Source organism: Kribbella pratensis, from assembly GCF_004366075.1.
Classification (GTDB): Bacteria; Actinomycetota; Actinomycetes; order Propionibacteriales; family Kribbellaceae; genus Kribbella; species Kribbella pratensis.
The window spans coordinates 2,395,583-2,420,044 of the sequence record NZ_SODU01000001.1; the positions used below are offsets into that span (position 1 = coordinate 2,395,583).

Annotated in this window: 26 protein-coding genes; 9 read left to right on the top strand and 17 right to left on the bottom strand. The window is 67.2% G+C overall.

What is annotated here, in order from left to right; all coding sequences use genetic code 11:
• Position 1: 1 nt before the first annotated feature.
• Positions 2 to 2,764 carry a GH39 family glycosyl hydrolase gene (locus EV137_RS11450; RefSeq protein WP_134128377.1) on the bottom strand — a complete coding sequence of 921 codons (2,763 nt, stop codon included), beginning with the start codon at positions 2,762 to 2,764 and terminating at the stop codon, positions 2 to 4.
• 97 nt (positions 2,765 to 2,861) lie between these two features.
• Between EV137_RS11450 and EV137_RS40500 the strand changes: the two genes are divergently transcribed.
• Positions 2,862 to 3,857, top strand: coding sequence for a LacI family DNA-binding transcriptional regulator (locus EV137_RS40500; protein ID WP_166679832.1), 996 nt, complete (start codon positions 2,862 to 2,864; stop codon positions 3,855 to 3,857).
• On the opposite strand, the gene EV137_RS11460 is transcribed toward EV137_RS40500, so the two are convergent.
• The 5 genes from EV137_RS11460 to EV137_RS11480 form a co-directional block, all read right to left on the bottom strand.
• Positions 3,830 to 4,699: an NAD-dependent epimerase/dehydratase family protein gene (locus tag EV137_RS11460; protein ID WP_202870893.1), complete on the bottom strand. Its 870-nt coding sequence runs from the start codon at positions 4,697 to 4,699 to the stop codon at positions 3,830 to 3,832. The two genes, EV137_RS40500 and EV137_RS11460, sit on opposite strands and share 28 nt — an antisense overlap.
• Positions 4,696 to 5,580, bottom strand: coding sequence for a carbohydrate ABC transporter permease (locus tag EV137_RS11465; protein ID WP_202870894.1), 885 nt, complete (start codon positions 5,578 to 5,580; stop codon positions 4,696 to 4,698). The genes EV137_RS11460 and EV137_RS11465 overlap by 4 nt, the downstream gene beginning before the upstream one ends.
• Entirely contained in the window at positions 5,577 to 6,473 is an 897-nt protein-coding gene (locus tag EV137_RS11470) for a carbohydrate ABC transporter permease (RefSeq protein WP_134000894.1), read from the bottom strand. The genes EV137_RS11465 and EV137_RS11470 overlap by 4 nt, the downstream gene beginning before the upstream one ends.
• Complete coding sequence (locus EV137_RS11475; protein ID WP_134128381.1) at positions 6,454 to 7,830, bottom strand: extracellular solute-binding protein; 1,377 nt, start codon at positions 7,828 to 7,830, stop codon at positions 6,454 to 6,456. Before EV137_RS11475 ends, EV137_RS11470 begins: the two co-directional genes overlap by 20 nt.
• Before the next feature lie 107 nt (positions 7,831 to 7,937).
• Positions 7,938 to 8,684, bottom strand: a complete 747-nt coding sequence (locus tag EV137_RS11480) for an AraC family transcriptional regulator (RefSeq protein ID WP_166679833.1) — start codon at positions 8,682 to 8,684, stop codon at positions 7,938 to 7,940.
• A 51-nt stretch (positions 8,685 to 8,735) separates the two neighbouring features.
• On the opposite strand from EV137_RS11480, the gene EV137_RS11485 reads away from it, so the two are divergent.
• Positions 8,736 to 10,280: an FAD-dependent oxidoreductase gene (locus tag EV137_RS11485; protein WP_166679834.1), complete on the top strand. Its 1,545-nt coding sequence runs from the start codon at positions 8,736 to 8,738 to the stop codon at positions 10,278 to 10,280.
• Positions 10,281 to 10,311: 31 nt separating this feature from the next.
• Here EV137_RS11485 and EV137_RS41400 read toward each other — a convergent pair whose 3' ends face one another.
• Positions 10,312 to 10,491 carry a hypothetical protein gene (locus EV137_RS41400; protein ID WP_238175231.1) on the bottom strand — a complete coding sequence of 60 codons (180 nt, stop codon included), beginning with the start codon at positions 10,489 to 10,491 and terminating at the stop codon, positions 10,312 to 10,314.
• A gap of 91 nt (positions 10,492 to 10,582) precedes the next feature.
• The gene (locus tag EV137_RS41405; RefSeq protein WP_238175232.1) at positions 10,583 to 10,834 is read right to left on the bottom strand and encodes a hypothetical protein; all 252 of its coding nucleotides are present in this window, start codon (positions 10,832 to 10,834) and stop codon (positions 10,583 to 10,585) included.
• Between the two features lie 5 nt (positions 10,835 to 10,839).
• Between EV137_RS41405 and EV137_RS41410 the strand changes: the two genes are divergently transcribed.
• Positions 10,840 to 11,421 (top strand): glycoside hydrolase 5 family protein, encoded by a 582-nt coding sequence (locus tag EV137_RS41410; protein WP_238175233.1) that lies wholly within the window; start codon positions 10,840 to 10,842, stop codon positions 11,419 to 11,421.
• 232 nt (positions 11,422 to 11,653) lie between these two features.
• On the opposite strand, the gene EV137_RS11505 is transcribed toward EV137_RS41410, so the two are convergent.
• Positions 11,654 to 12,445, bottom strand: coding sequence for a class I SAM-dependent methyltransferase (locus EV137_RS11505; RefSeq protein ID WP_134128389.1), 792 nt, complete (start codon positions 12,443 to 12,445; stop codon positions 11,654 to 11,656).
• A gap of 137 nt (positions 12,446 to 12,582) precedes the next feature.
• Here EV137_RS11505 and EV137_RS11510 point away from each other — a divergent pair, with 137 nt between their 5' ends.
• Entirely contained in the window at positions 12,583 to 13,140 is a 558-nt protein-coding gene (locus tag EV137_RS11510) for a hemerythrin domain-containing protein (RefSeq protein ID WP_134128391.1), read from the top strand.
• A 4-nt stretch (positions 13,141 to 13,144) separates the two neighbouring features.
• Here EV137_RS11510 and EV137_RS11515 read toward each other — a convergent pair whose 3' ends face one another.
• Positions 13,145 to 13,888, bottom strand: coding sequence for a hypothetical protein (locus EV137_RS11515; protein WP_134128393.1), 744 nt, complete (start codon positions 13,886 to 13,888; stop codon positions 13,145 to 13,147).
• 93 nt (positions 13,889 to 13,981) lie between these two features.
• Here EV137_RS11515 and EV137_RS11520 point away from each other — a divergent pair, with 93 nt between their 5' ends.
• The gene (locus EV137_RS11520; protein WP_134128395.1) at positions 13,982 to 14,752 is read left to right on the top strand and encodes a maleylpyruvate isomerase family mycothiol-dependent enzyme; all 771 of its coding nucleotides are present in this window, start codon (positions 13,982 to 13,984) and stop codon (positions 14,750 to 14,752) included.
• On the opposite strand, the gene EV137_RS11525 is transcribed toward EV137_RS11520, so the two are convergent.
• Positions 14,749 to 15,144: a hypothetical protein gene (locus tag EV137_RS11525; protein ID WP_134128397.1), complete on the bottom strand. Its 396-nt coding sequence runs from the start codon at positions 15,142 to 15,144 to the stop codon at positions 14,749 to 14,751. The two genes, EV137_RS11520 and EV137_RS11525, sit on opposite strands and share 4 nt — an antisense overlap.
• A gap of 214 nt (positions 15,145 to 15,358) precedes the next feature.
• Entirely contained in the window at positions 15,359 to 16,297 is a 939-nt protein-coding gene (locus tag EV137_RS11530) for an NADP-dependent oxidoreductase (RefSeq protein ID WP_134128399.1), read from the bottom strand.
• A 113-nt stretch (positions 16,298 to 16,410) separates the two neighbouring features.
• Between EV137_RS11530 and EV137_RS11535 the strand changes: the two genes are divergently transcribed.
• The gene (locus EV137_RS11535) at positions 16,411 to 16,932 is read left to right on the top strand and encodes a MarR family winged helix-turn-helix transcriptional regulator (RefSeq protein ID WP_134000916.1); all 522 of its coding nucleotides are present in this window, start codon (positions 16,411 to 16,413) and stop codon (positions 16,930 to 16,932) included.
• A gap of 19 nt (positions 16,933 to 16,951) precedes the next feature.
• On the opposite strand, the gene EV137_RS11540 is transcribed toward EV137_RS11535, so the two are convergent.
• The 4 genes from EV137_RS11540 to EV137_RS11555 all read right to left on the bottom strand — a co-directional run bounded on the left by EV137_RS11540 (position 16,952) and on the right by EV137_RS11555 (position 20,800).
• Positions 16,952 to 17,827 (bottom strand): metal ABC transporter permease, encoded by an 876-nt coding sequence (locus EV137_RS11540; protein ID WP_202870984.1) that lies wholly within the window; start codon positions 17,825 to 17,827, stop codon positions 16,952 to 16,954.
• 5 nt (positions 17,828 to 17,832) lie between these two features.
• The gene (locus tag EV137_RS11545; protein WP_134128403.1) at positions 17,833 to 18,636 is read right to left on the bottom strand and encodes a metal ABC transporter ATP-binding protein; all 804 of its coding nucleotides are present in this window, start codon (positions 18,634 to 18,636) and stop codon (positions 17,833 to 17,835) included.
• A complete protein-coding gene (locus EV137_RS11550; RefSeq protein WP_134128405.1) occupies positions 18,633 to 19,562 on the bottom strand; it encodes a metal ABC transporter solute-binding protein, Zn/Mn family in 930 nt (309 codons plus the stop codon). The genes EV137_RS11545 and EV137_RS11550 overlap by 4 nt, the downstream gene beginning before the upstream one ends.
• A 104-nt stretch (positions 19,563 to 19,666) precedes the next feature.
• Positions 19,667 to 20,800: a glycoside hydrolase family 99-like domain-containing protein gene (locus tag EV137_RS11555; protein WP_134128407.1), complete on the bottom strand. Its 1,134-nt coding sequence runs from the start codon at positions 20,798 to 20,800 to the stop codon at positions 19,667 to 19,669.
• 120 nt (positions 20,801 to 20,920) lie between these two features.
• On the opposite strand from EV137_RS11555, the gene EV137_RS11560 reads away from it, so the two are divergent.
• The 3 genes from EV137_RS11560 to EV137_RS11570 all read left to right on the top strand — a co-directional run bounded on the left by EV137_RS11560 (position 20,921) and on the right by EV137_RS11570 (position 23,766).
• Positions 20,921 to 21,862: a hypothetical protein gene (locus EV137_RS11560; protein ID WP_238175234.1), complete on the top strand. Its 942-nt coding sequence runs from the start codon at positions 20,921 to 20,923 to the stop codon at positions 21,860 to 21,862.
• 8 nt (positions 21,863 to 21,870) lie between these two features.
• Entirely contained in the window at positions 21,871 to 22,809 is a 939-nt protein-coding gene (locus EV137_RS11565) for a hypothetical protein (protein ID WP_238175235.1), read from the top strand.
• A 63-nt stretch (positions 22,810 to 22,872) separates the two neighbouring features.
• On the top strand, positions 22,873 to 23,766 hold the full coding sequence (locus EV137_RS11570; protein ID WP_134128409.1) for a DMT family transporter: 894 nt from the start codon (positions 22,873 to 22,875) through the stop codon (positions 23,764 to 23,766).
• A 1-nt stretch (position 23,767) separates the two neighbouring features.
• Here the strand turns inward: EV137_RS11570 and EV137_RS11575 are convergent, their stop codons facing one another.
• The gene (locus EV137_RS11575) at positions 23,768 to 24,409 is read right to left on the bottom strand and encodes a hypothetical protein (RefSeq protein WP_134000935.1); all 642 of its coding nucleotides are present in this window, start codon (positions 24,407 to 24,409) and stop codon (positions 23,768 to 23,770) included.
• Between the last annotated feature and the right edge of the window lie 53 nt (positions 24,410 to 24,462).

Here is a 24,462-nt window from a genome sequence, read left to right on the forward strand (position 1 = left end):
ATCAGTGGGTCGCGGGGTCGAGGAAGACGGGGTTGAATCCGGCCGGGTTCTTGGCCTCCGCCACACCCTTGCCCCAGGTCAGCCAGCCGCGTCGGCCGGTGCCGTCGTTCTCGTTGATCACCACGGTTGCCGACAGCAACCGATCCTCGGGCGCGAACTGGAGTGTCGTCCAGGGGATGGCAATCTCGTACGTCGTGGTGTGCGCGGCCGCGTCACGGCCGACCTTGGCCTGCACACCGGATGGCGTCCCGGCCTGACTCACCGGCGTCCAACGCCAGGTGTCCACCGTCCCCGCATCGGTCAGTGCGGCACCAATTTCCTGGACCTGTGGTGCTTCGCCTGGTGCGCCGGCCGACATGCCCAGCTGCAGACTGTCTCCGGCCCAGATGTTGCCGTTCCGGTTCGGCTGTGCGAACACGTCGTCGGTCACCCGTGCGGACACGTAGAGGTTCGTGTCGTCATGGGTGAGCCAGAGCGACCCCGAAAGGTCGTCAGGTCCGCCCCATCCCTGGACAGGCGGTGTTCCGGTGCCGGTCAGGGAGAGAGCAGGCAACGCGGCCACACCAGGGTCGATGACGCCGTCGAGTGCGACCGTGCGCCTGACACCGTGCGTCGCTGCGACCACTGGATTGAGCTTGCCCGTTGCGCGGATGCCGGCAGCACCGGTACGTCGGATGGTGGCCGACCAGGTGGACGCCGCGGTAACGGGTAGCTCCACATCGGCGTACGACGTACCGTGCGATGCGACCGTGACACCGGTCAGCAACGTCCCGGAGGCAGAACCCGATGCCCAGTCCACTCCGTCGATCGTCAGTGGACGAGAAGACGCATTGGTGACCCGGAACCGGAGCAGGTCCTTGCCGGCACCGTTGAGAACGTGCGAACCGGTGATCGCCAGCGGTGCGGTCGCCGTACCTGCTACTGAGAGCAGAGCAACTGGCCGGCCGTCGACGTTCACCGAGGCCGAGTAGGTCCGCGGACCGGTCGATTCCTGTGCCGGATAGCTCACCGGGACTGTTGTGCTAGCTCCCGCCGTCACCGAACCGCTGGTCTCGCCACCGCCGGCAGCGACGGTGAACGCGTGCGTGACCGGGTCCGGATTGGTGAACGTCAGCGTGCCCGTGGCCGGGTCACCGGAGACCTCCGGTGCGACTGACAACGCGAATCGGCTCGACGGCAGCATGGGTCCGGTGATCGCGCCCCGCAGATAGATCGGCTCCGGCCCTGCGCTGACCCAGACATGCCCGCCGGCGTCTGCAGTCAGTGCCGTCTCGACGCCGTACAGGTTCGTCACCTTGACGGTCGAGCCCGCAGGTGCGGTCGCGGCCACGACTCCGGGGGTGGCGGACCAGACTGCGTGGACGCTTTGTCCTCCGCCGGCGTTGAACGAAACGTCGTACCCGTTGCTCCCGAAGCGGGTCTGGCCGATCAACGGCAGCTCATCGATCTGACGTGCCAGGACGGCGGTCGCGACGTACGACGGCTTGGGTACGAGCGCACCGCGCGAGTCGAGCCGGTTGCGCACCAGGCCGAACCGGTGCTCGACGTTCGACGGGTCCGTGCCCGAGTCCATGAAGTTGTAGGAGCTGTACCGCGCCACACCGTTGCCGTAGGCCAGCAAGTGGCCGCGCACCAGGTCGCGGGCCTGCGTGGGCTCGGACACCGAGCTCGGGTTGGTCCCGGTCGCCCAGCCCTGCTCTGTGATGTAGATCGGCTTGTTCGAGCCGTGTGCTGTCATGATGTTGCGGATGGTGTTCACGTAGGTGACCGAGGCCTCCGGGTCCAGCGGCTGCACATACGGGTGAATCGTGACCGCGTCCACGTAGTCCAGCCCGCCGAGGTCGGCGAACTTGGTGAACCAGCCCTGCCAGTCGTTGATGACCGCCAGCGACGGACCGGTCAGCTTCACGTCCGGGTGCTTCGCCCGAACCGCGGCGCTCACCATCTTCAGCAGCGCGACGTAGTTCTCCGGGCTCGCTTTCGCGGCGCCGTTCGGGTCGCGCAGGTTCCACTCGTTCCACAGCTCGTACGTCGTGTGCTCGGTGCCCCACTCGTCGACGGCCGCAACGGCGTACCGGGTGAAGGCTGCACGCTGCTCGTCGGTCGACGGCGCTTCGTCCGGGTAGTACAGCGAGTTCCCGTAGTCGAGGATGTTCAGGAAGTCGATGTTGTTGGCGTCCAGCGTGGCCTTGTAGTCCTTGTACCGCTGCGGGAACTGAATGACGCCCTTCGTGGTCTCCGCGGCCGACCAGAACGCCTCGTCGCGGTCGGTGGAGATACCGCCCTTGGCCATCAGCGGTACGGCTTCCAGACCTGGATTGGCCGCGCCGCCGAACGCCAGCGCGCCGGCGACGCCGATCCGGGTGTCGGTGGACGTCGAGAAGTCGTGCGGACTCAGTACGGCGAAGTCCGTGCCGCCGAGTGTCGTCGTACCGTCGGATCCGACCGCTGTGAGATCGGTCTGGTACCAGCCCGGCGTACTGATCGCCAACGTGAGCTGCCCGTTGAGTGTGGCGGCCGGCGCGGAACCCTTGGCCACCTCGGTCCCACCAGCGTCACGGACCGTCCAGCTGACGGTGGTGGCGTCGGTGCTGAAGCCCAGCTTCACCTGCTGCCCTGCGGTGAAGGTGTTGCCGACCGTCGTCGGCGCGATCGTCAGGGCCGGCGCAGCGGTTGCCGCCGCGCGGGCGGGTGACTGGAGTACGGCGGCCAGCAACAGGCCGGCCGTGAGAAGACTGACTACGCCGGAGCGGCGACGGGCCATGGGTGCTCCTCCTCGGAAGCGAAAGCGGTTTCGCAAATCACACCTTGATACCGCCGGAGCCCGCTGTCAACGGCTCGAAGCTGACTACGATGTGCACATGGCCGATTCCGTGATCACGCTGTCCGATGTCGCCGCCGCGGCCGGGGTGTCGCTGTCGACGGCCTCCAAGGCGCTGAACGGCACCGACCGGATCTCGGAGGCGACCAGGGAGCATGTCCGCGTGACCGCGGACCGGCTCGGGTTCCGGCACAACGCCCTGGCCCGCTCGTTCGCCCGCGGCCGCAGCCAGACCATCGGCGTGCTCACCCACCGCGCATCGAACCCGTTCACCCGTGTGGTGCTGGCCACCGCCGCCACCGAGCTGGGCGCCAAGGAACAGGCCATCCTGCTCTACGACGCGCGGATCGACGAACATGACGTCACCGAGAGCATCCTGCAGCTCCGCGCCCGCCGGATCGACGGCGTGATCGTGATCGGCACCGGTACGTCGTACCCGACGCCGTCGCTGACCAGCCGCTTCGACGTCCCGGTGATCTACGCGTTCACGTTCACCGAGGACCCCGACGACGTCACGATCACCGCCGACGACAACGAGATCGGCCGGCTCGCCCTACGGCATCTGCTGTCCAAGGGCCGCCGGAAGATCGCCCACATCACCGCGGAGCCGCGCGACAACGCCGCCCAGCGCCGGGCGGCCGGGGCTCAGGAGGTGCTGGCGGACGCCGGGCTCGAGTGGGCGAGCCCGGTGCGGTTCGGCCGCTGGCGGGAGGGCTGGGGCGCCGACGCGGCCGCCGAGCTGCTGGCCGAGGTTCCGGACGTCGACGCGATCTTCTGCGGCAGCGACCAGATCGCCCGCGGCGTCGAACGCGTCGTCCGCGCGTCCGGCCGGGACGTGCCCGGTGACGTCGCGCTGATCGGCGTCGACAACTGGGAGCAGCTGATGCACGACCAGCGCGTCTCCCGGCACTTGACCACCATCGACGTCGGCCTCGAGGAGATCGGCCGCCAGGTAGCAGCCCAACTCCTCGAGCCCGGCACTCAGCCCGGCATCCAGTACGTCGCTCCTCAGGTCGTGACCGCGGAGACCACCTGATCCTCGTCGTGGATCGAGTACTGCGGCCTGAAGCCGAGCAGCTCCCGAGCCCGAGTGGTGTCGACCAGCGATCCACGTCCCGTGACAGGCCGACGCAGCGGCACCGTCGGTGCGTACTCACGCAACAGTTCGTCGGTCTGCCGGTCGATCAGGATGTCGTCAGCCGCCAGACCGACCACATGTGCCCCGCCGGCCGGTGACTCGAGCGCGGCGATGATCGCCCGGACGCCGTCGCGCAGGTCGAGATAGGCCCAGCCTTCCCGAGCCATCACGGATGGGTCGCGTTCGGCCATGGCCGCGAACTTGAACAGCTCCTCGCGGGTCTTCACCAGCGGGAACCGCAGCGCGATCACGTTGGTTCCCCATCGCCGCCACGCCATCCGCGCACTCTGCTCGTCCACGCTCTTGGACAACGAGTACGCATCCGCGATGTCGGCCTCCACCTCCTCGTCCAGCGGGTAGTACGCCGGCTGCACCTCGTTCACGTTCATCGGTACGCCGAACGCGTTGATACTGCTGGCGATCACGACCCGGTCGATCCCCTGCTGCCCGGCCTGCGCCAGGACGTTGAACGTCGCCGCGACGTTGTTCTCGAACACCTCCTCCGGCGTACCCAGACTGGGATGCGGAATCGCCGCGAGATGCAGTACGGCGTCCACACCGTCGAGTGCTGCCGTCACATCCTTCGCCGATCGCGCATCACCGGCCAGCGGACGGTCCGCCGTACTGGTGTGGTCGTAGCGCAGCGACAGGCCGGTGACGTCGTACCCGCTCTTCTGCAGCCCGATGACGGCGGCCCGGCCGATCGAGCCGTCCGCACCCGTCACGAGAACACGCTTCACGCCTTGATCCCCCCAGACAGGCCCACGCCACGCAGAAATGCTCGCTGGAAGACCAGGAACAGCAGCACCGGGATCAGCAGGGCCAGGAACAGACCCGCCAACTGGATGTTGAGCTCCGTCACCTTGGCGATCTTCGGCAACGCCACCGAGACCGGCTGAAGATCCGGATTCGTCAGCACCAGCAGGGGCCACAGGTAGTCCTTCCACGAAGAGATGATGCTGAGCAGCACGACCACACCGAGGATCGGCCGCGACAGCGGGAGCACGAGCGAGGTGAACACGCGGATCGAACCGGCGCCGTCGATACGGGCAGCTTCGAAGTATTCGCGGGGGATGCTGTCGAAGAACCGCTTCACGATCAGCACGTTGAACGCACTGGCCGCGGGTGGCAGCCAGACCGCCCAGAACGTGTTCGTCAGGTTGGCGTGCACTACCGGCACTTTCAGCACGGTCAGGTACAGCGGGACGAGTGACACGATGTGCGGCACGAACAGCGTGGCGAGGATCGCTCCGGACAGCACGGCTCCCCACCGCGGCCGTAGGACGCTCAGCACGTACCCGGCCGTCGTACAGACGATCAGCGATGCAACCGCCGTACCTGCCGCGATCATGGCCGTGTTCCCCAGGTAGTAGCCGATGTGACCCTGCTGCCAGGCGGTGGCGAGGTTGCCCCACTGCACCTGGCCGGAGGGGAACCACGCGAGTGGTGAGCGGATGCTGTCCTGTGTCGGCGAGATCGCTGCCTTGAGCAACCACAGCAGCGGACCGAGTCCGGCGATCAGCAATCCGACGAGTACGACGACCTGTCCGACGACGAACGGGACCCGGATCCGGGTGAGTCTGCGGTCCGAGTCCGACAGCGCACCCCGCTCCCCGCTCACTCGGTGCTCCAGCCGCGGGTGGCCAACTGGAAGACAGCCGACAGTACGGCGAGACCTAGCGCCAGCAGGACGCTCAACGCGGTGGCTGCGCCGTAATCCCCGTTGACGAAGGCGTAGTTGTAGATGAGCAGAAGAATCGTCATGGTCGAGCCCTGTGGTCCGCCACCGGTGAACAGCAGCGGTTCCGTGAACAATTGCATCGTCCCGATCACCTGCAGGAGCAGCATCAGCAGCAGGACGCTCCGCAGGTGCGGCAACATCACGTGCCACACCCGACGTACCACTCCGGCACCGTCGAGCTCAGCCGCCTCGTACAGGTCCGCGCGTACGGACGTCAGTGCCGCCAGATAGATGATCACCGCGTTGCCGGCGCCGGCCCAGGTCGCTTCCAGCACGATCGACGGCATCGCCGAGCCCGGGCTGTCCAGCCACAGGAACGGTCCGAGCCCGACGTGGCCGAGGATGGTGTTGAACATGCCATTGGGCGACGGGTCGTAGAAGAACCGCCAGAGCAGGATGGCGACCACTGGCGGCGTGATCACCGGCAGATAGGCCAGCATCGTGTACAGCCAGGACCTGCCTCGCAGCTCGGACAGGAACATCGCCAGCAGCACCGGCACGGGGAAGCCGAACAGCAGAGCGAGCAAGGTGAACCACAGGGTGTTCAGCGACGCCTGGCCGACCGCCGGATCGGTCAGCACGTACCGGAAGTTCTCCAGCCCGACCCACTTGACCGGATCGATCAGGTTGGTCTGCTGAACGCTCATCACCAGGCCCTTGACGATCGGGCCCCACGAGAACACCAGGAAGATCAGGAGCACCGGCAGCGCGAACAGCACTGCCGGCACTCCGTTGCGCAGGCGGCGGAGCAACTCAGCGCCCGAGCTTGGCATTCACGGCGCCGGCCGCCTTGGTCAGCAGCGCCGGGATGTCGGCCTTCGCGTTCCCCAGCACGGTTTGCACGACCGGATCGAGCGCGGCGTACACCTCCTGAGCCTTCACCGGCGGCTCAGGAATGATCTTCTGGTCGGCCGCCACCTTGGTGTACGGCGCGAAGTTCTCCTGCGGCACGTTGACGTACGGCTTGATCCACGACTGGTACGTCGACCACTGGTCGGCCGCGACCACCGGGAGGCCCGGCACACCGACGGGCAGCTTCGCTGCCACATTGTTCTTGGCGCTCGTCACGGCCGCGTCCTGGTTCACGTACTTGTTCAGGTAGGCGAACTTGATCCACTTGACCGCCGCCGCCTTCTCGGCGTCCGTCGCATCCGGACTGACGATCTGGACGCTGCCACCGCTGAGCGTGCCGTGGTCACCGCCCTGCTGCGGCAACGAACCGATGCCGAACGCCGACGACTTCAGGCCGTTCGTCTGGACCAGCGTGCGGTACTGGTCGGGCGCCGCCATGTACATGCCGACCTTGCCGGCCGCGAACGCCTTGGAGATGCCGTCCATGTCGTAGAGCACCGCCTGGCCCATCGACTTGTCGGTCCACTTCATGTCGTGCAGCAGCTGCAGTGCGGCCTTGGACGGGGCGTCGTCGAACGTCGCCTTGCTGCCGTCCTCGTTCTCGATCGACCCGCCGAACGCGTAGGTCTGGGTGGTGAACATCCAGCCGCCGGTGTTGTTCGTGGTCATCTGCGCATAGCCGGCCTGCCCGGTCTTCTGCGTGATCGCCTTCGCGTCCGCCCGCAGCTCGTCCCAGGTCGCCGGCGGCTTGTCCGGGTCCAGTCCGGCCTTCGTGAACAGGTCGCGGTTGTAGATCAGCCCGATCGAGTACGCGGCGGTCGGTACGGCGTACACATTGCCGGACCGGTCCTGGGCGATCTTCAGGACGTTCGGGTTCAGCTCGTCGAGCAGGCCGTCGTCCTTGAGCACCTTGGTCAGGTCAGCGGCCTGCTTGCGGGCAATCAGGCCCTGCGGCTCGGTGAACGGCACATTCAGTACGTCGGGAAGCTGTCCGCCGGCCGCCTGCGCCTGGAACGTCGTCGCGTCCCAGACGGTCTCGACCGGGTTCAGCTTGATGTCCGGGTTGGCCTTCTGGAAGTCGGCCACCTTCTTGTCGAAGGACGCCCGGTTGGCGGGATCGGAACTGGACGGACGGTCACCGACCGTGAGTGTCACCTGCCCGGAGCCACCGGACGCAGCCGAGGAGGACGAGGGGGCGCTGGAGCAGGCCACCAGCCCTGCCAGCAGGACCAGGGAGGTCGTGAGCGCTGCGGTGGAACGGATCGGGGGTCGGTACATGCGAACTCCTCAGCGGGGATAGGGCGCGAGCGGCCGTTTCCGCAGAGTAGCGCAAGCGCTTTCGCAAACACCAGACCCAACCTTAGGTTGGCCCTGTTGCGTCGCCGTCAGACCCGGTTGGCGAGGCGGTACTGGGAGGGAGATTGGCCCGTGTGGTTGCTGAACACGCGGCTGAGGTAGAAGGCGCTGCGGTACCCACAGCGCTCGGCGACCGCCTGCAGCGTGTCGTCGGTCTCGACGAGGAGCTCGCGCGCCTTCCGTATCCGGAGGCGGCGCAGGTAGAGGACCGGTGTGACGCCGTGAACCGCTCTGAATCGCCGTGAGAGCTGTGCGGGGCTGATACCGAGGACGGTCGCCAGACCGCCGAGCGAGAGGTCCGGTACGGCGAAGTGGTCGTGGATGTACGCCGTCGCACGTTCCACCAACTCGTCCGCGGGTGCATCGTGGTGCGCGCGCAAAGTCATCAGGACGAGGTCCGTGACGACGTGAGCCGCGACCAGGTCCGCGTGACCGTCCGTTGCCTCGAGCATCGACAGGTCGGCGCGGAGACGGTCGAGATCCCGCACCCGCCGACAGCCGACGGGTGGCTCCAGTTCGGTACTGAAGCGAGCATGGAAGAAGGACACGGGCGTCTGCATCTTTCGCCGGAGCGTCCCGCCCGGCGGGCAGATCACGATGTCTCCGAACCTCGCCACCCCGGGCGGCGCCCCCGAAACCTCGAAGGCGAACGCTCCGCTCCGGGGCAACAGCAGACTCCAGGTCTCGTAGGTGTCGTACGTGAGACTGAAGCGGGCCCGGCGCGGCGCGAGCAGGTAGCCGTCGAGCGTCAGCACGGCAAGAAAGTACATGCTCATGCCCGGATCCGCCATGTCCATGAGGGTTCGCAGAGCGCCAGAGTGCAGGTCATGGTCGATGTCTGTGTCTACGGAGGTACCCCCGCGGGTTGCGTTGCCGCGATGACCGCTCATCAGGAAGGCGCATCGGTCGTCCTGATCGAGCCGAGTCGATGGCTCGGCGGCATGCTCAGCGCCGGTATCAAGCCGGCCCAGGACTGCCCGATCCCGGCAGCCGTCGGCGGTCTCACCAGTACGACGGTCTTCGGGTTCGGCAACAACCCTCACGACGTCCAGCGCGCATTCCAGGACTGGGTCGCCGGTGCGGGCATCGAGGTGATCTTCGAGCACCGCGCCCGTTCCGTCACCCGCGACGGCAACCGCATCACCGCCATCCACCTGGAGACCTCGGGACCGGACAAGTGGGGCGCTCCACTCCCGGCCTCGGAGTCCGTGCCCGGCGGCGACGTCCGCGCGGCAGTCTTCATCGACGCGTCGTACGAGGGCGATCTGATGGCACTCGCCGGCGTCCCCTACCGCACCGGGCGCGAGGCGCGCGATGCCTACGGTGAAGACCTGGCCGGCGTCCACCCGGTCACCAACTGGACGCCGATCGACCCGTACGTGGTGCCCGGAGACAGCACCAGCGGACTGCTCCCCCTCCTCGAGCCGGACCACGGTCTGCCCATAGGCGCGGCCGACGACTACACGCAGGCATACAACTACCGCTTCTACGTCACGACCGACCCGGCTCGCCGCGCGGACCTCACTCCGCCCGACGGCTACTCCCCTGCCGACTACGAGCTGGTACGACGCTATGTCGAGCACCTCGGTCCGAACCTCGAAGCCCTCCGCGGGATCTTCCCCGGATGGATCAACTCGGGTGAGTACAACTATCAGCGCGCATCCCTGATCACCAACGCTCCGCTCGGAGTGAGCCGCGCGTACCAGAACGGCAACTGGGACGACCGGTCCCGGATCTGGCGCCACCACATCGACTACCTGCGCGGACTCCACCACTTCCTGTCGACCGATCCCGCCGTACCGGCAGAGTTCCGCGCGGAAACAGCGGCGTACGGCCTCGATGCGAGCGTCTTTCCGGAGACCGAAGGCTGGCCGCCGCAACTGTATGTGCGGGCGGCGCGACGCCTCGACGGCGTCTACACCGTCACACACGACGACGTGAGCAACCAGACCCGTCCGGGCGACGGCATCGGCCTCGCGCTCTTCGGCGTGGACGTCTATCCGGTACGACGGATCCCGGACCGCGACCCGGAGACCGGGCAGCTCGGCGTGGCGACCGAAGGCGACATGTTCATCGGCGGTCACCTCGGCACCGGCCATCCGTACCCCGTTCCCTACCGGGCCATCACGCCGAGAAGGGCCGATTGCGGCAACCTTCTGGTTCCGGTCTGCCTGTCGGCCTCCCACATCGGTTATGCCGCGACACGCATGGAGCCGGTCTTCTGCGTGCTGGCCGAATCCGCGGCCGTCGCGGCGGTGCAGTCACTCCGCGCGCAGACCGACGTACAGAACCTCGACATCGCCGACCTCCAGAACCGGCTCGTCGACCGGGGGCAGGTCATCACGTGGAACACCTTTGACGGGGCCCGATGATGGCCCCGGACCGGCCCGCCTTCGGGGTCAACTATGTGCCGCGCGAGCAATGGTGGAGCGCCTGGCTGGACTTCGACGAGAACTCGATCGCCGACGATCTGACCGCGATCTCCGCGCTCGGCTGCGACCACATTCGCATCCAATGCCTGTGGCCGGTCTTCCAGCCCTTCCCGACCTCCGTGTCGGCCAGCGCGATGTCTCGGCTGTCCATCGTGCTCGACCGCGCGCACGACGTTGGCCTGGATGTCTGGGTCACCGTCCTGAACGGGTTCCTCTCCGGCTGGGTCTTCCGTCCTCCGTGGCTACCGAAGCACAACCTCTTCACCGACCCACTGGCGATCTCCGCCGCCCAGCTCCTGCTCCGCGAAGTCGCCGAGCTCGTGTCCGGTCACCCAGCCGGCGCCGGCATCGACCTCGGCAACGAACCGAACATGTTGGTCGGCTACGAACCACAGACCGTCACCCAGGAGGACCTGGACAGCTGGGCGCGCGCCCTGATCGGGACCGTACGATCCGCGGCGCCGGACCTGCCCGTCGTCCTCGGCGCGGACCACCAGCCGTGGACCACCGACAAGATCGGTTTCAGGCGGCCCTCCTCGCCAACGAACCCGACATCACCACCGTCCACGCCTGGCCCTACTTCAGCGGCTTCCTCGACCACTTCGGCGAGAACAACGACCTGGCCTGGTCGATCGGCGCGTACCTCGCCCAGGTCGCGGCGGCACATCAAACCACCCCACGGCCGATCTGGGTGCAGGAAATCGGCATCGCCCCGGAATGGGTCTCCGACGTCGCCGTCGAGGACGCCGCTGAACAACTGATCCGTCAGGCCCTGTCGGTTCCCGGAGTCTCCGGATTGTCCTGGTGGGCATCGCACGACATCCGACCCGATCACGGCGGCTTCGCGCCACTCGAGTACGACCTCGGTCTGCTCGACGTACACAACCGCGTCAAGCCCGTCGGACACCGCTTCGCCGACGTCACCGCCGACCTCCGAAAGACAGCAGACCGCCAGCGCAACCTCGCCCCGGCACCGGTCCTCCTACCTCGCGACACCCCGGCAGACCTCCAGTTCGCAACCCAATGGGCCGCGAAGTGGTCGAACGGCCAACCACCACAAGTCCTCATCGAACCCGCCTGAGACGGCCCACAGCTCCTTCCCGAGCAGGGAATGGCCTCTATCGCCAATGGGTACTGGCGAAATAGGCGACTGAGGTCGCGGAGGAATCATGAGCCACATGCACAGGGCGGGTGGCTGATCGGCATCGGCATCGTGGGAGCCCTTCTCGCGGCCCTCTTCGGGGTGATGGATCTGCTGGCGATCCCCCGGGGGACACCGGCGTTCCGGACCGCGGTCGTGTCGGCCTGCTGGGTCAGCTCGGCTTGACCGCCAGCGTCGCGAAATAGTGCGACATGTACTGAGCGGATGCGTCGGACTGGTGCGGTGCTTCGGCGAAGCCGGTGAGGACGAACCCCGCGGCGAGCTGCCCGCCGATCTGGGCGGTGAGGGTGTGGCTGTATTCAAGAGCGGCATCCGCGCCGAACTTCGTGGCGCGTTCCTCGGCCGAGTACTGCGTGACATCGCTGTACGGCAGCTTGTGCACGACGATCAGCTCGCCGCGCTCGTCGAGCGCCTCGTGGTCGAACAAGTACACATCGGGGTTGAGGAAGCCCGCGAGCAGGCTTCCGCCCGGTCGCAGGACCCGGAAGCACTCCCGCCACACCGGTGCCAAGTCCGGTACGAACAGGTTGGAGACCGGATGGAACACGACGTCGAATGTCGCGTCGCCGAAGGCGCTGAGGTCGCTCATGTCGCCCAGGACGGTGCGCAGCTCGAGTCCGTCGCGCGCCGCCACCATCTGGTCCTGGCCGAGCTGGCCGGGTGAGTTGTCGAACACGGTGACCCGCGCGCCTGCGGCGGCAAGGATCGGACCCTGCTGGCCACCGCCGGAGGCCAGACACAACACGTCCTTGCCGGTCAGGTCCGTCGGCAGCCAGGAGCGGTCGACCGGCTCATGCCCGATGAGAACAATCGACCAGTCGCCCCTTCGGGCGCGCTCGACTTCCTCAGTAGTCACCGGCGTCGACCACTCGTTGCCCTCTTGGACATACTTGTCCCAGGCTGCCCGATTGTGGGCAACGGGGTCGACAACATCGTCCTGCACGTTCAACTCCCTGTGACAGCCAAGCGGACACCTGCGGTACTGACACTTCGGTGCTGGCCAACACGATCGCAGGTGCTCCATGGCTGCATAGAGCCGGGTACTGGGTGATCACCACAACGGGTGAAAGGACGAATGAGATGGCCAGTGACGTTGTCGATCTGATCATGCAGGACCACCGTGAGGTCGAGCGACTGTTCGACGAGCTCAAGGACAGCCCCGAGAAGCGTCCGAACCTGCTGCCGGTGCTGACCACGTTGCTCACCGCTCACAGCCGCGCCGAAGAGGCGGAGGTCTACCCGGTCGCGGCCGCCGAGGCCGGCGAGAAGGAAGAGGTCTCGCACAGTCAGCAGGAGCACATCGAGGCCGACCAGTTGCTGGCGAAACTCGCCGCGACCGATCCGGAATCGGACCAGTTCGACCAGGTTCTGCAGAACCTCATCGACGCGGTGTCGCACCACGTCGAGGAGGAAGAGACCAAGGTTCTGCCTGGTATGCGGTCCAACCTGTCCGACGAACGCCGTACCGAGCTCGGCGAAGCCTTCGTTGCCAGCCGCAAACAACACCTCGGCGAGCAACCCGGCGACATGACCCGCGAACAACTCGCCCAGCAAGCCGGAAACGCGGGCATCTCCGGCACCTCGGGCCTGAGCAAGGACGAACTCCAGAAGAAGGTCGAGAAAGAAGCCGAGAGCTGAGGCGTCAGCTGAGTTCCGACCGGGCCAGACGGAGGAAGGCTTTGAGGCCGGCTATTACTTCCTGGTTGTCGGTGAGGCGGGTCAGGAAGTGTTCGAACTGGCGGGCGTGAGCGTCCACCTTGGCGTGCAAGGCTCTGTCTCGGGCCGTGGCGCCGGCTTCGGCGGTCGCGAGGCTTTGCTCCAGGTGAGTGAGGCGGCGGCGTTGATCGTCTGATGCGTCGTGCAGGGTCTCGAGGTCGGCCTTCATGGTGTCCAGGCGGCGAAGGGTTTCGATCACGTCGTCGCGGGGGTGCTTGACGTCTTGCAGCATGGTGGTCATCCGCTCGCGCAGGTAGCCGAAGTAGGCGCCGGCCGGGCGGAAGAACGAGCTGACCAGGTAGAGGCCGGCCAGGTAGTAGCCGATCGCACCGTCGGACAGATAGGTGATCAGGGCAACGAGTGCCGCCGACACCAGGTGCGACCCCACCGCGAACCAGCGCATTCGGGAGGCGATGCGTCGTGCCTCCGGCTCCCGGTCGGCCGGTACGTCGATGCCGCGGTCACGGCTCGTCCGGATCTCGTGAATCAGCGCGTGCGCCTGGAAATAAAGGTTCCACGGCACAGTCAGCAGCAGAATCAACCAGAGCAGGCACAGTACGCCGAGGAACAACGACAGGATCTCCTGGAGTGGTACGTCGGCGATCGCGACCAGCACGACCGCGACAATCGTGACGACCACGGCACCGCAGAACACCCAGATCTTCGACATACCCAGCAGACTGCCCGGCCCCACCGCCCCCGGAATCGGTACTACTACTCAGCCGGGCGGAAGAAAGTTGTGGGCTGCGAGGTTGAGGCCCGTGTGACTACTCTTGTCGACCGCGCCGTCGCGGCGCTGCGTGCCAACCACGATGCCCTCGCTGCGTTGGTGCCGACCTTGTCCGAGCAACAGTTGAGGGCCCGCAGCGGGGCGACGGAGTGGACCGTCGCTCAGGCGCTCTCGCACCTCGGCAGCGGTGCCGAGATCTCTCGCAAACCGATCGCGATCGCCGCAGGCGAGCAGGTCGACGCCGAGGACAACCAGGCGATCTGGGCCCGCTGGGACGCCTCGTCGCCGGCCGACCAGGCGGCCGCGTTCGTCAAACACAACGCGGCGTACCTCGACACCGTCGACGGGCTCAGTCCCGAGCAGCGTGATCGCCAGATCGACCTGGGCATTCTGCCGCAGCCGGTGCCGCTGGTGGTCGCGCTCGGCCTGCGGCTGAACGAGGTCGCCAACCATTCCTGGGATGTACGTGTCGGAGTCGACCCGTCGGCGACCTTGGATCCGGACTCGGCCGAGCTGCTCATCGAGCTCTTCAGCGGGCCCCTGGGTTTCCTCCTCGGTCTCTCCGGCAAGGCCGACCAGCTGGAGCAGGAGGTCCGTCTGGCGATCCCAGGCGGCGGTATCGAGATCACCGACACGGTCACCGTGACCAACGCGGTCGGCGACCCGACGGCCACTTTCGAAGGTCCCGCAGAGGCCGTAGTGCGGCTGCTGACCGGCCGGCTCGGCACCGAGCACGCCGCGGGTGTGAGCGTGACCGGCAACGTCACACTCGACGAGCTCCGAAAGGTCTTCCCCGGCTACTAGTCGGTGACGGCACCGCCGGAACCCGTCTCCTGGTCGTCGGGCTGGGACTGCTCCCGGCTGTCTTGGGTCAGATTGCTCCGGTCGTCGGCGGCCGAGGTCCGGTCGCCTTTCGAATCCTGCCGATCCAGGCCGGCCGACATCCTGGACTTGTACCCAGGGCTGTAATCGGCGTCACCGAGGAACGAGTCCAGGCTGGCGGCTCGGTCGCGCGCATCCGCAGCCACGTCGCGCTCGTCAGCCCGCTCGTCGCGCTCCTCGGCGGCCTCGAGGATGGCTCGGTTCTTCCGGTCACGGAGCAGCGCCGCAGACTCCTTGTCCTCGACGGCTCTTTCGCGCGTCTCCAGCTCCGCCTCTCGCAGATCGGCGAGATCTGCCCGCTCGTCGGCGCTCACCGGAACATCATCGGCCGCAGTAAAGGTGTGGGTAGCACATCCATCGCTTCCCTCTCATCGGCACTGCGCGCTGCCTGCAGGTCATGAACTAGATGCTCACGGTCACTGCCAATCGCACACTGTCCTCCCACACTACGCCCGCGGCGCTCCCCCGGCGCCGGGCTCGGAAGAACAGCCAACAGACACGGCCTGCAGCAGCCCAACCTTCAGCAAGTCAGACGGCGGGTGGGACGGCCACGACCTTGCCGTGGATCTGTCCAGCCTCGGCCTGCTGGTGGATCGCGGGCAGCTCGCTCAGCGGCACGCGCCGGGCGATCTCGACGTGGAGGTCGCCGCTGTCGATGAGGGCGACGAGGTTCGAGAGCACATCCGCGTCGGGGTGGACGAAGATCGTGGCCGCGCGCACGTTGCGCTCATCGTCGCCTGGCGTCGTCACGGTCGGGGTCGTGGAAACGACCACGCCGCCATCGCGGACCCGTGTGACCAGTGCGGTGAACCCGTCCGGGGTGATCGGGGCCAGATTGAGCAGTACGTCGACTTGCTCGGCGACCGCATCGAGCACAGAGGTGGCCGTGTGATCGATGATCTCGTCCGCACCGGCCGCCTTGACGATCTCGCTGCTGCGAGGGCTCGCGGTGGCGATGACGTACGCACCGGCGCGCTTGGCCAACTGCACGGCGTACCCGCCCACAGGGCCGCCGGCACCGTTGATCAGCACCCGCTGACCGGCCTTGAGTTGGCCGGCCTCGAAGAGTGCCTGTGAGGCGGTGAGCCCGACCGACGGCAGCCCGGCGGCATCGGCAAGCGGGATACGCACCGGCGCCTTCACCAGTGCGCTCGCCGGCGCGACGACGTACTGCGCTGCCGAACCATCAGCGTTCATGGGGATGAACCCGACGACGTTCTCGCCCACGGTGAGGCCCTCCACCCCGTCGCCGAGCGCGTCGATCGTGCCGGAGACGTCGTAGCCCGGAACGTGCGGCAGCGTCACCGGGATCGGCAGGAAACCGCCGCGGATGCCGCCGTCGGCCGGGTTGTACGCCGACCCGGCGACCTGGATGCGCACCTCACCGGCGCCGGGGACCGGCTGCTCGGCATCCTCGTAGCGCAGAACCTCCGGGCCGCCCGTTGCGTGGAACCGTACTGCCTTCATGATTTCTTCCCTTCGGCGATGTGCTTCGGATTCGAAGCAACTGAGTACCACCGTACCTCTGCTTCGAAGTCGAAGCAAGTACTTCGAGTTAGAAGCACTGATAAACTCGGCCCATGACCTCACCGCGGCCTTCGCTGGACGCCACGCAGCTGGGCGCGTACTTCGCCCTCATCGAGGCGAGCAGCCTGCTGAAGCACGCCGTCGAGCAGCAGCTGCGAGAGGCCGGAGATCTCAGCTACGTGCAGTTCCAGCTCCTGGCCACCCTCGGTGACTCCCCGACGGGCAGTCAGCGGATGACCGATCTGGCCGACGGTGTCGTCTACAGCCGCAGCGGACTGACCTACCAGGCCCAGACGCTGGAGAAGCGGGACCTGGTGACCCGGACGCCGTCCTCCGACGACGAGCGCAGCACCACCGTCACCATCACCGACGAGGGACGTGCCGTGCTCGCGAGGGTCTTCCCTGGTCACATCGCGGTGCTCGACGACCTGCTGTTCGCCCCACTGTCCCGCTCCGACATCGAGACACTCGCCGACATCCTCGCCCGCGCGCGCGACCACATGCGTCGAACGCCGCCACGGTCAGCAGAACCACGACGGCGCAAGAAAACGACCGGCACGACCCAAGCTCCCTAGGCCAGACGAGTTCCTCACGTCAGGTGGCGTGCGCCGGCTCGGGCGATCGATGCGAGGTGCGGCGTACGGACAGGAGGCGGCAGGACAGGTAGATGGCGAAGGAGATGCTTGTGATGTAAGGGCTGATCGGGATCGAACTGCCGGCGGCGAGCAGGATTCCTCCGACCGACGCGACCACGGCGAAGGCCGTGCTGAGCAGTGGAACCCAGACCGGTGACGAGGAGACCCGTAGCGCTGCGGCCGCGGGTGTGACCAGGAGCGAGAGCACCAGGAGTGCGCCGACGATCTGGACCGAGACCGCGACCGCGAGACCGAGCAGGATCATGAAGACGATCGACAGGACGCCGACCGGGACACCGCGGGCAGCGGCAACGTCCGCGTCCGTACTCGCGAACAGCAACGGCCGCCAGATCACCACCAGACCGACTGCCACGACGGCGGAGATGACGATGAGCGACGTGACCTGCGGATCGTCGATCGCCACGATCTGCCCGGTGAGCAGGCCGAACTTGTTCGCCGCCCGTCCGTGGTAGAGGCCGAGACACAGGATCCCGAGTCCGAGGCCGAACGGCATCAGGACGGCGGTCACCGAGTTGCGGTCCCGGGCGCGCGCACCGAGTACGCCGATCAACAGCGCTGCCGTCAGCGAGCCGAGAAGTGCCCCAGTGACGACGCCGGCGCCGAAAAGCAGGCCGGCCGCCGCGCCGGCGAAGGACAGCTCACTGACGCCGTGCACGGCGAACGCCATGTCGCGCATCATCACGAACACGCCGATCAGGCCGCCGACGATGCCGAGCACGACGCAGGCGATGATCGAGTTCTTCAACAGGGGCAGGAGTTGTCTGTAATCGGAGAAGTCGAAGATCTCCGACCAGACTGTGCCGAGACTGTCCAGGCCGATCACCGGAGCACCGCCGCTTCCGGGTGGTGGTACGGGTCCTGGTCCGGCACACCCGCGACTAGGATCCGTCCGTTGTGCCGGATCACTTCGACCGGGGCGTCGAACAGCTCACTCAGTACGTCGGTGGTCATCACCTCGTCCGGCGTACCGATCCGGAACCGGTGGTTCGCGATGTAGAGCACCCGATCGACCTTGTCGAGGATCGGGTTGATGTCGTGGGTGACGAACAGGACGCCGAGGTCGAGCCGCCGGCGGGCGTCGTCGACCAGATCGCTGACCAGCCGTTGGTGCGGCAGGTCGAGCGACAGCAGCGGTTCGTCGCACAACAGCAGCCGCGGATCGGCCGCCAGCGCCTGCGCGATCCGCAACCTTTGCTGCTCGCCGCCCGACAGCGACGACAGCGGAGTGGACGCGTAGGCCTCCGCTCCGACCGACGAGAGCAACTGGTTGACCCGCTGACGCCGCGCCCGGGACGGGATCGGAACACCCCACCGGTGCCCGTCCACCCCGAGCGCCACGAGGTCCCGGCCGCGGAGCGGTACGCCGTCCTCGGCCAGCCGCTGTTGCGGTACGTATCCGATCCGCCGATCGCCCCGCCGTACCGGCGTACCAAGGAACGTCGCGGATCCGGACCACAACGGGACCTGGCCGAGAACGACCTTCAGCAGGCTCGACTTGCCCGACCCGTTGGCGCCCAGTACGGCGATCAACTCGCCACTGCTGACCTCGAGATCGAGACCCTCCCAGAGCCTGCGAGCCCCGAAGCCGAGCGCGGCCCGCTCCAGGCGCAGTACGACGCTCACTGCCCGAGTGCGGCGCCGACCGCCGTGAGGTTCGCCGACATCCAGCCCACGTAGTCCTCGCCGCTCGGGAGGGTCTCGGTGACCGGTACCACCGGGATGTTGTTCTGCTTGGCGGCGGTCAGCACCTTCTCGGTCTCCGGACCGGTGGTCTGCGCGTTGTACGCGAGCAGCTTGACCTCGTGCCTGCTGTACAGCTGCAAGGTCTCGTTCAGTACCTTCGCCGGTACGTCGGTGTCCTCCTCGATGGCCTCGCTGAACTCGTCCGGAGTCTTGTTCTGCAGGCCGACCGCGTCGAGCAGGTAGACCGGCACCGGCTCGGTGATGGCGACAGGCTGACCGTCGTACTTCGCCTTCAGGGTCGCCTCCTCCTGGGTCAGCGCCTCGATCTTCTGCTTGAGCGCGGCCGCGTTCTGCTGGAACGTCGACGCGTCGCCGGGCGCCGCCTTGGCGTAGGCCTGCTGGATCTGATCGACGACCTTCGCGACCGTCGGGAAGTCGTACCAGACGTGCTCGTTGAGCTCCTCGCCTCCGGCCGCCTTCTTGCCGGAGATGGTCACCGCGTTCAGCACGGTCGCCGAGGTGTTCTCGGCGCTCTTCAGCATCCGGTCCATGAAGTCGTCGTAGCCCCCGCCGTTCTCGAGCACCACCGCGGCATCGGCCAGCGCCAACTGGTTGCGGGTGTTCGCTTCGTACTCGTGCGGATCGGCATCCGGGCTGGTGATGATCGAGGTGACCTCGACCTTCTCGCCACCGACGGTGCCGGCCAGATCGCCCCAGACGTCGGTCGACGCGACCACCTTGATCTTCGCGCCGCCGGACGCGCCGGGCGACGAGGTGGACCCGGCGGCGGCACCGCCCGAGCAGCCGCTCAGCCCCAGAGCGACGACGGTGACAACAGCGGGCACAGCGAACAGTCTGCGACTCATGGCAGAACCAACCTTCGAGCGGAGTGAAATGACAACCGTTATCATTATCGCATCCACTCCGAATCCGCCAGCCGCGCCCCTCCAGGGACGAGGTGCGCCCGTTCTCAGCCGAACACGTCTCGGATCTTCTCGAGGTAGGCGTAGCCGTTGTGGGTGTCGGGGAGCAGGGCCGAGCCCTCGGTCCACTCGTTCCAGGCGTTGACGGTGATGATCGGATGTGGTTGGCGGTGGCGTTCGAGGAAGGACTTGGCCAGCAGTAATCCGTCCCTGAACTCCTCAGGCGTCGGATCGAACGTCGTTGTCCACGGGTAGCGGCCGCGCTCGAACGGGCGGCTCTGGTCGGTGCGCGGGGACGCGTCCCACCCGACGGTCACATTCGGGTAGAACGGTATGTCGAGTTCCGCGACGTACCGCTCGTAGTCGGCGAAGGCAGCCTCGCGCAACGGCCCGATCTCGGCGCGCGGGAACTCGAACCCGGCGAGGTCGGCGTGATGCACCCAGACGTACGACGTCGCGGACCGGAAGCCGAGTCTCCGCACCAGGCCGGCCGGCGAGTCGAGCGTGATCGCCGCGGGCAGTACGCCGACGCCCCAGATCACCGCATCGAGGTGGAGTCCCACGAAGCCCGCCAGTCTGGTCTGTTCGTCGAACCACTGCAACGCGTCCGCTGTCTCCTCGACTCCGCCGAGGCCGGCGATGAGGCTGCCGAGCTCGTAGATCGACAGCCACGGGCGGCCGTCGACGGTGAGGTAGTTCGGGCGCGCGAAGTACCTGTCGATGACGTGCCTGGCCAGCTTCTCGAACGCGGCGCGATCGATCGCACCGTTCTTGAGCCGCTGGGGTGAGTCGTTCAATGGGTCGTCGTGCGGGAAGATGTCGACGAGTTCGTGGTTCGCCCACATCAACGCGAACTTGACGTCGTTGCTGTTCCGGGCGGCGAGCAGCCCGTCGTCGAGGGCCGCCTGGAGATAGGGACCGTCGTCGTACCAGTAGTAGTCGACCAGGAAGCCGTCGACGCCATACTGCTTGGCCAGCCGGATCTGCTGTTCCGCCGCGGCCGGTGTGGCCTCGTCGAAGCGGCCGTCGATGGGGATACGCGGTTGCCGGTGCCCTTCGAACCGTGGCCGCGCCGCTTCGAGCAGCTGCCACTCGTCCCAGTCCTCGCCGAACCATTGCGCGTTCCGCGGATCGCGGTGCCAGTCCGGGAAGTAGTACGCGAATACCTGCGGTCGATCCATCAATCAATCATTTCATTCGCCGGCGGGTGTTGGTTTGTGCGTGCCCGGCGCAACTTTCCGGTCCTGCGTGGTATCGAGTAAGCAGAAGCGTTACCACGTACTGTGACCCGAGGGACCATGATGTCCGTTCGTCTGAGTACTGCCCTCACTGCAGCCGCCACCGCGATTCTCCTGACGGGGACCGGTACCGGCGTCGCGACCGCACGAACGACGGCCGGTACGGCCGCCTCCGCAGCCTGCCGCATGGCCCCGGGATCCGTGACGGCCGGCGGCGACCACACGCGCACGATCGTGACGGCCACGTCGCCGCCGACGGTGCAGGAGACCCCTGTTTACACCGACATCTACCCTGACGGCCAAGTCCGGCTGAGCGGGTCGCTCGAGAACGATCCGGACGTCACCGGTACCGGCGGGCGGTTCTCCGGTTACGTGGTGATGGGCTCGACGCTGTACGGCAGCGGCTATCTGCTCAAGGAGGACGGCTCGGTCGACCGGCCGACGGTCGGCCTCAGCCGGGTGGGCGGCGGCTGGGGTGACGCGACCTTCCTCGAGTCGACGACGTACTGGAAGTATCCGGATCCCCCGGTCCTCACCTCGAAGTACTCGCTGCGCAGCGACGGCACCCTGACCCGCTGGGACGACCGTTCCGGGACGGTCTGGAGCAACAAACAGACCGCGACCGGGTTCGCCGCGGTCAAGACGATGGCGCTGATCAGCCAGACCGCGACGTACGACACCTTCCTGGCGAACACCAGAGGCGGCGCGCTCTACACGATCCGGATCCCCCGGACCTCGCCGATGAAGCCGATCGTGAAGCAGGTCCGCGCCTCGACCTGGCAGGGCTTCGAGGCGATGGTGATCGAGAAGTGCGGCGTCTACGGAACGATCCTGCTCGGCATCGACAAGGACACCGGTGCGGGATACCTGTACGCCGTTGGTCATGCCAATGGAACCGCCACCGTCATCAAGGGACTCGGCAAGGTGCCCAAGACGTTCACCGACCCCGTCTACTTCCGCCACGTCCTCCGCCCGGGCGACAACCCGATGCTGTTCGGGGAGTGATGATCACCATGTCGAGACGACTTTGTACGGCGGGGCGTGTGGCAGCTGCTGCCGCGCTCGTGACGGGCGTTCTCGCCGGGACTCCGGGCGAGGCACTCGCTGCTGACACGGCCGCCACCGCGGGGTGCAAGATCGAGGTCGGGTCGGTGACCGCCGCTCGCGGTCACACGGACCGCGTGATCACCGCCGGCTCGCCGGCAACGGTGCAGGAGAAGCCGAGCTATCCCGACATCTACCCCGAGGGCCTGCCTCGGATGAGCAGTGCGATCACCAACGGACTCGTCCTCCCCAGTCCCGGCCGCATGTACTCCGGCCACGTGGTGATCGGCTCGGGCCTCTACAGCGGCTACTACATCGTCAAGGAGAACGGCGAGATCGACCCGGAGCAGCACCACAACTTCCGGGTCGGTGGCGGCTGGGGTGACGCGACCTTCCTCGAGTCGAGCTACCCGAACGATACCGATCCCTGGGCCTTGGTCAACCACTACTCGCTGCGCAGCAACGGCACGCTCACCCGGTGGGACTCCAAGGGCGGGTTCGGTTGGACCAACCCACAATCCGCAGGCGGGTTCGCGGCGGTGAAGACGATGGCGTTGCTCAGCCAGACGTCGACGTACGACACCTTCCTGGCGACCACGCGGGGCGGCGCCCTCTACACGATCCGGCTCCCCCTGACCTCGCCCATGAAGCCGATCGTCAAGAAGGTCCGCAGTTCGACCTGGCAAGGCTTCGAGGCGCTGGTGCTCACGAAGTGCGGCGCGTATGGATCGCTGCTGCTCGGCATCGACAAGGACACCGGATCCGGCTACCTGTACGCCGTTGGCCACGCCAACGGCACCTCGACCGTCATCCAGGGCCTCGGCAAGGTCCCGGCAACCTTCACTGACCCCGTTTACTTCCGCCACATCCTCGAGCCCGGCAAAGAACCGCAGCTCTTCGGCGAGTAGTCCCGATCGGGTCGGCCGCCCTCAGCACGCATGATGTCGCGTGCTGAGGGCACTGACGGAGAGATGAGTGGGCGCCGATTCGTCAGTGATCGTCAGGCGCAGCTGACCCTCGCGGTCGGCGCGCTGCTGGTGTCCGTGTCCTCGGTTCTCATCGACCTGGCCGGCGCGACCCCGGGCACCGCCAGTGTCTATCGATGTCTGCTGGCACTGCCACCGCTCATCGTCCTCGCCTGGTTCGAGAGGCGTCGCGGGGGACCGCTCCGCGGCCGCGACGTCTCGTTCGCCGCGCTGGCCGGCGCCTTCTTCGCGGGCGACATGCTCCTGTGGACGCAAGCGATCTTCGAGGTCGGCGCAGGCCTGTCGACGGTGCTGGTGAACGTACAAGTCGTCCTGGTTCCCCTGCTGGCGTGGGTCGCGGATCGCGAAGGCGTGACCGCTCGCTATCTGGCCTGGGTACCGGTCCTGCTGGCCGGAGTCGTTCTCACCTCAGGGGTCGCGGGAGGCGGCGCGTCCGGGACCGAACCGCTCGCAGGCACCGTTCATGCCACGCTGGCGGCCGTTTGCTACTCGGTCTTCCTGTTCCTCCTTCGGCGAGGCGGCCGGCAAGGCTCACCGATCCAGAACTACTCCGTGGTGATCGCCGCGGCGTGCGTGGTCGCCCTGGCCGCCGGATCGCTGTGGCACGGCGTCGACCTCGCTCCGGGATGGAAGGTCATCGGCTGGCTCACCGGTGTCGCGCTCGCCGGCACCGTACTCGGCTGGCTCCTCGTCGCCACGGCGTCACCGCATCTGCCCAGCCACGTCGGCGCCGTACTCCTGATGCTCACTCCGGTCGGCGCCCTCGCTCTGGGTGCGCTGATCCTCGGCGAGCGGCCGACTCCGCTCCAGTTGCTCGGCTGTGTCCTGATCCTCGCCGGCTCCTACTTCGCGACCCAGCGCGTCCGGCTCAGATCGTGAGTTACGGCTCGTTGTCGGCGTGGTAGCGGACGAGGTCGGGGAGGAAGTTCTCCAGGTTGCCGATCTCCTCGATGTGGTGGCGGATCCACGGGCCGAGTTTGCGCTCCGGGAACGCCTTCGTCCGGGCGACCTTGTTGAGCAGGAGGTGGCCGTGGACGGTGTCGTCTCCGAGGACCAGGTGGGTGACGTAGCGGGTGTCGCCGCCGATCGCGTGGTACTCGTTCTCGAGGCGGACGAGGCTCGACCCGAGGACGCGTTTGGCGATCGTGGCCGAGCGGTCGTCGATCTCCTCGACACCGACGTGGATGTCGATGAGGGTGTCCAGATTCCGCCCGAGAGCCTCGGTGATGTGCAGCCGGGCGCCAGGGCTGACGCCGCCGTCGACACCTGGCGACTCGATCTCGTAGGAGATGTGGTCTAGCGGATGCCAGACGAGGTAGCGCGGCTGCCGGGTGCCGGCGTACATCATGGTGCCGGGCACGTGCCGGTACCACCAGGCCAGCATCTCCGGTGTGACACCGGCGAGCGGAGCGTGCTCGATGGTCACACGCACCTGGCCGTCAGCGGCCGTCCTCGAGACGCGGGCCGACGCCTGCGGCCGGAGCGGCCACAGGACAGGTCGCGGTGCGGGAAGCTCAGGCATACCGGACCTTGTGCCCGATGCCTCGCACTTCATTCGGCGCACTGACGAGGCCT

Bases quoted from the DNA above. Each gene is read 5' to 3' on its own strand.
- EV137_RS11555 (WP_134128407.1), bottom strand. From the start codon at position 20,800: ATGGATCGACCGCAGGTATTCGCGTACTACTTCCCGGACTGGCACCGC.
- EV137_RS11470 (WP_134000894.1), bottom strand. From the start codon at position 6,473: ATGCCAAGCTCGGGCGCTGAGTTGCTCCGCCGCCTGCGCAACGGAGTG.
- EV137_RS11530 (WP_134128399.1), bottom strand. From the start codon at position 16,297: ATGAAGGCAGTACGGTTCCACGCAACGGGCGGCCCGGAGGTTCTGCGC.
- EV137_RS11550 (WP_134128405.1), bottom strand. From the start codon at position 19,562: ATGAGTCGCAGACTGTTCGCTGTGCCCGCTGTTGTCACCGTCGTCGCT.
- EV137_RS11475 (WP_134128381.1), bottom strand. From the start codon at position 7,830: ATGTACCGACCCCCGATCCGTTCCACCGCAGCGCTCACGACCTCCCTG.
- EV137_RS41400 (WP_238175231.1), bottom strand. From the start codon at position 10,491: ATGGACAGCCGAGACATCGCGCTGGCCGACACGGAGGTCGGGAAGGGC.
- EV137_RS11450 (WP_134128377.1), bottom strand. From the start codon at position 2,764: ATGGCCCGTCGCCGCTCCGGCGTAGTCAGTCTTCTCACGGCCGGCCTG.
- EV137_RS11535 (WP_134000916.1), top strand. From the start codon at position 16,411: ATGACCTCACCGCGGCCTTCGCTGGACGCCACGCAGCTGGGCGCGTAC.
- EV137_RS11575 (WP_134000935.1), bottom strand. From the start codon at position 24,409: ATGCCTGAGCTTCCCGCACCGCGACCTGTCCTGTGGCCGCTCCGGCCG.
- EV137_RS11560 (WP_238175234.1), top strand. From the start codon at position 20,921: ATGTCCGTTCGTCTGAGTACTGCCCTCACTGCAGCCGCCACCGCGATT.
- EV137_RS11565 (WP_238175235.1), top strand. From the start codon at position 21,871: ATGTCGAGACGACTTTGTACGGCGGGGCGTGTGGCAGCTGCTGCCGCG.
- EV137_RS11485 (WP_166679834.1), top strand. From the start codon at position 8,736: ATGGTCGATGTCTGTGTCTACGGAGGTACCCCCGCGGGTTGCGTTGCC.
- EV137_RS11480 (WP_166679833.1), bottom strand. From the start codon at position 8,684: ATGAGCATGTACTTTCTTGCCGTGCTGACGCTCGACGGCTACCTGCTC.
- EV137_RS40500 (WP_166679832.1), top strand. From the start codon at position 2,862: ATGGCCGATTCCGTGATCACGCTGTCCGATGTCGCCGCCGCGGCCGGG.
- EV137_RS11570 (WP_134128409.1), top strand. From the start codon at position 22,873: ATGAGTGGGCGCCGATTCGTCAGTGATCGTCAGGCGCAGCTGACCCTC.
- EV137_RS11515 (WP_134128393.1), bottom strand. From the start codon at position 13,888: ATGTCGAAGATCTGGGTGTTCTGCGGTGCCGTGGTCGTCACGATTGTC.
- EV137_RS11510 (WP_134128391.1), top strand. From the start codon at position 12,583: ATGGCCAGTGACGTTGTCGATCTGATCATGCAGGACCACCGTGAGGTC.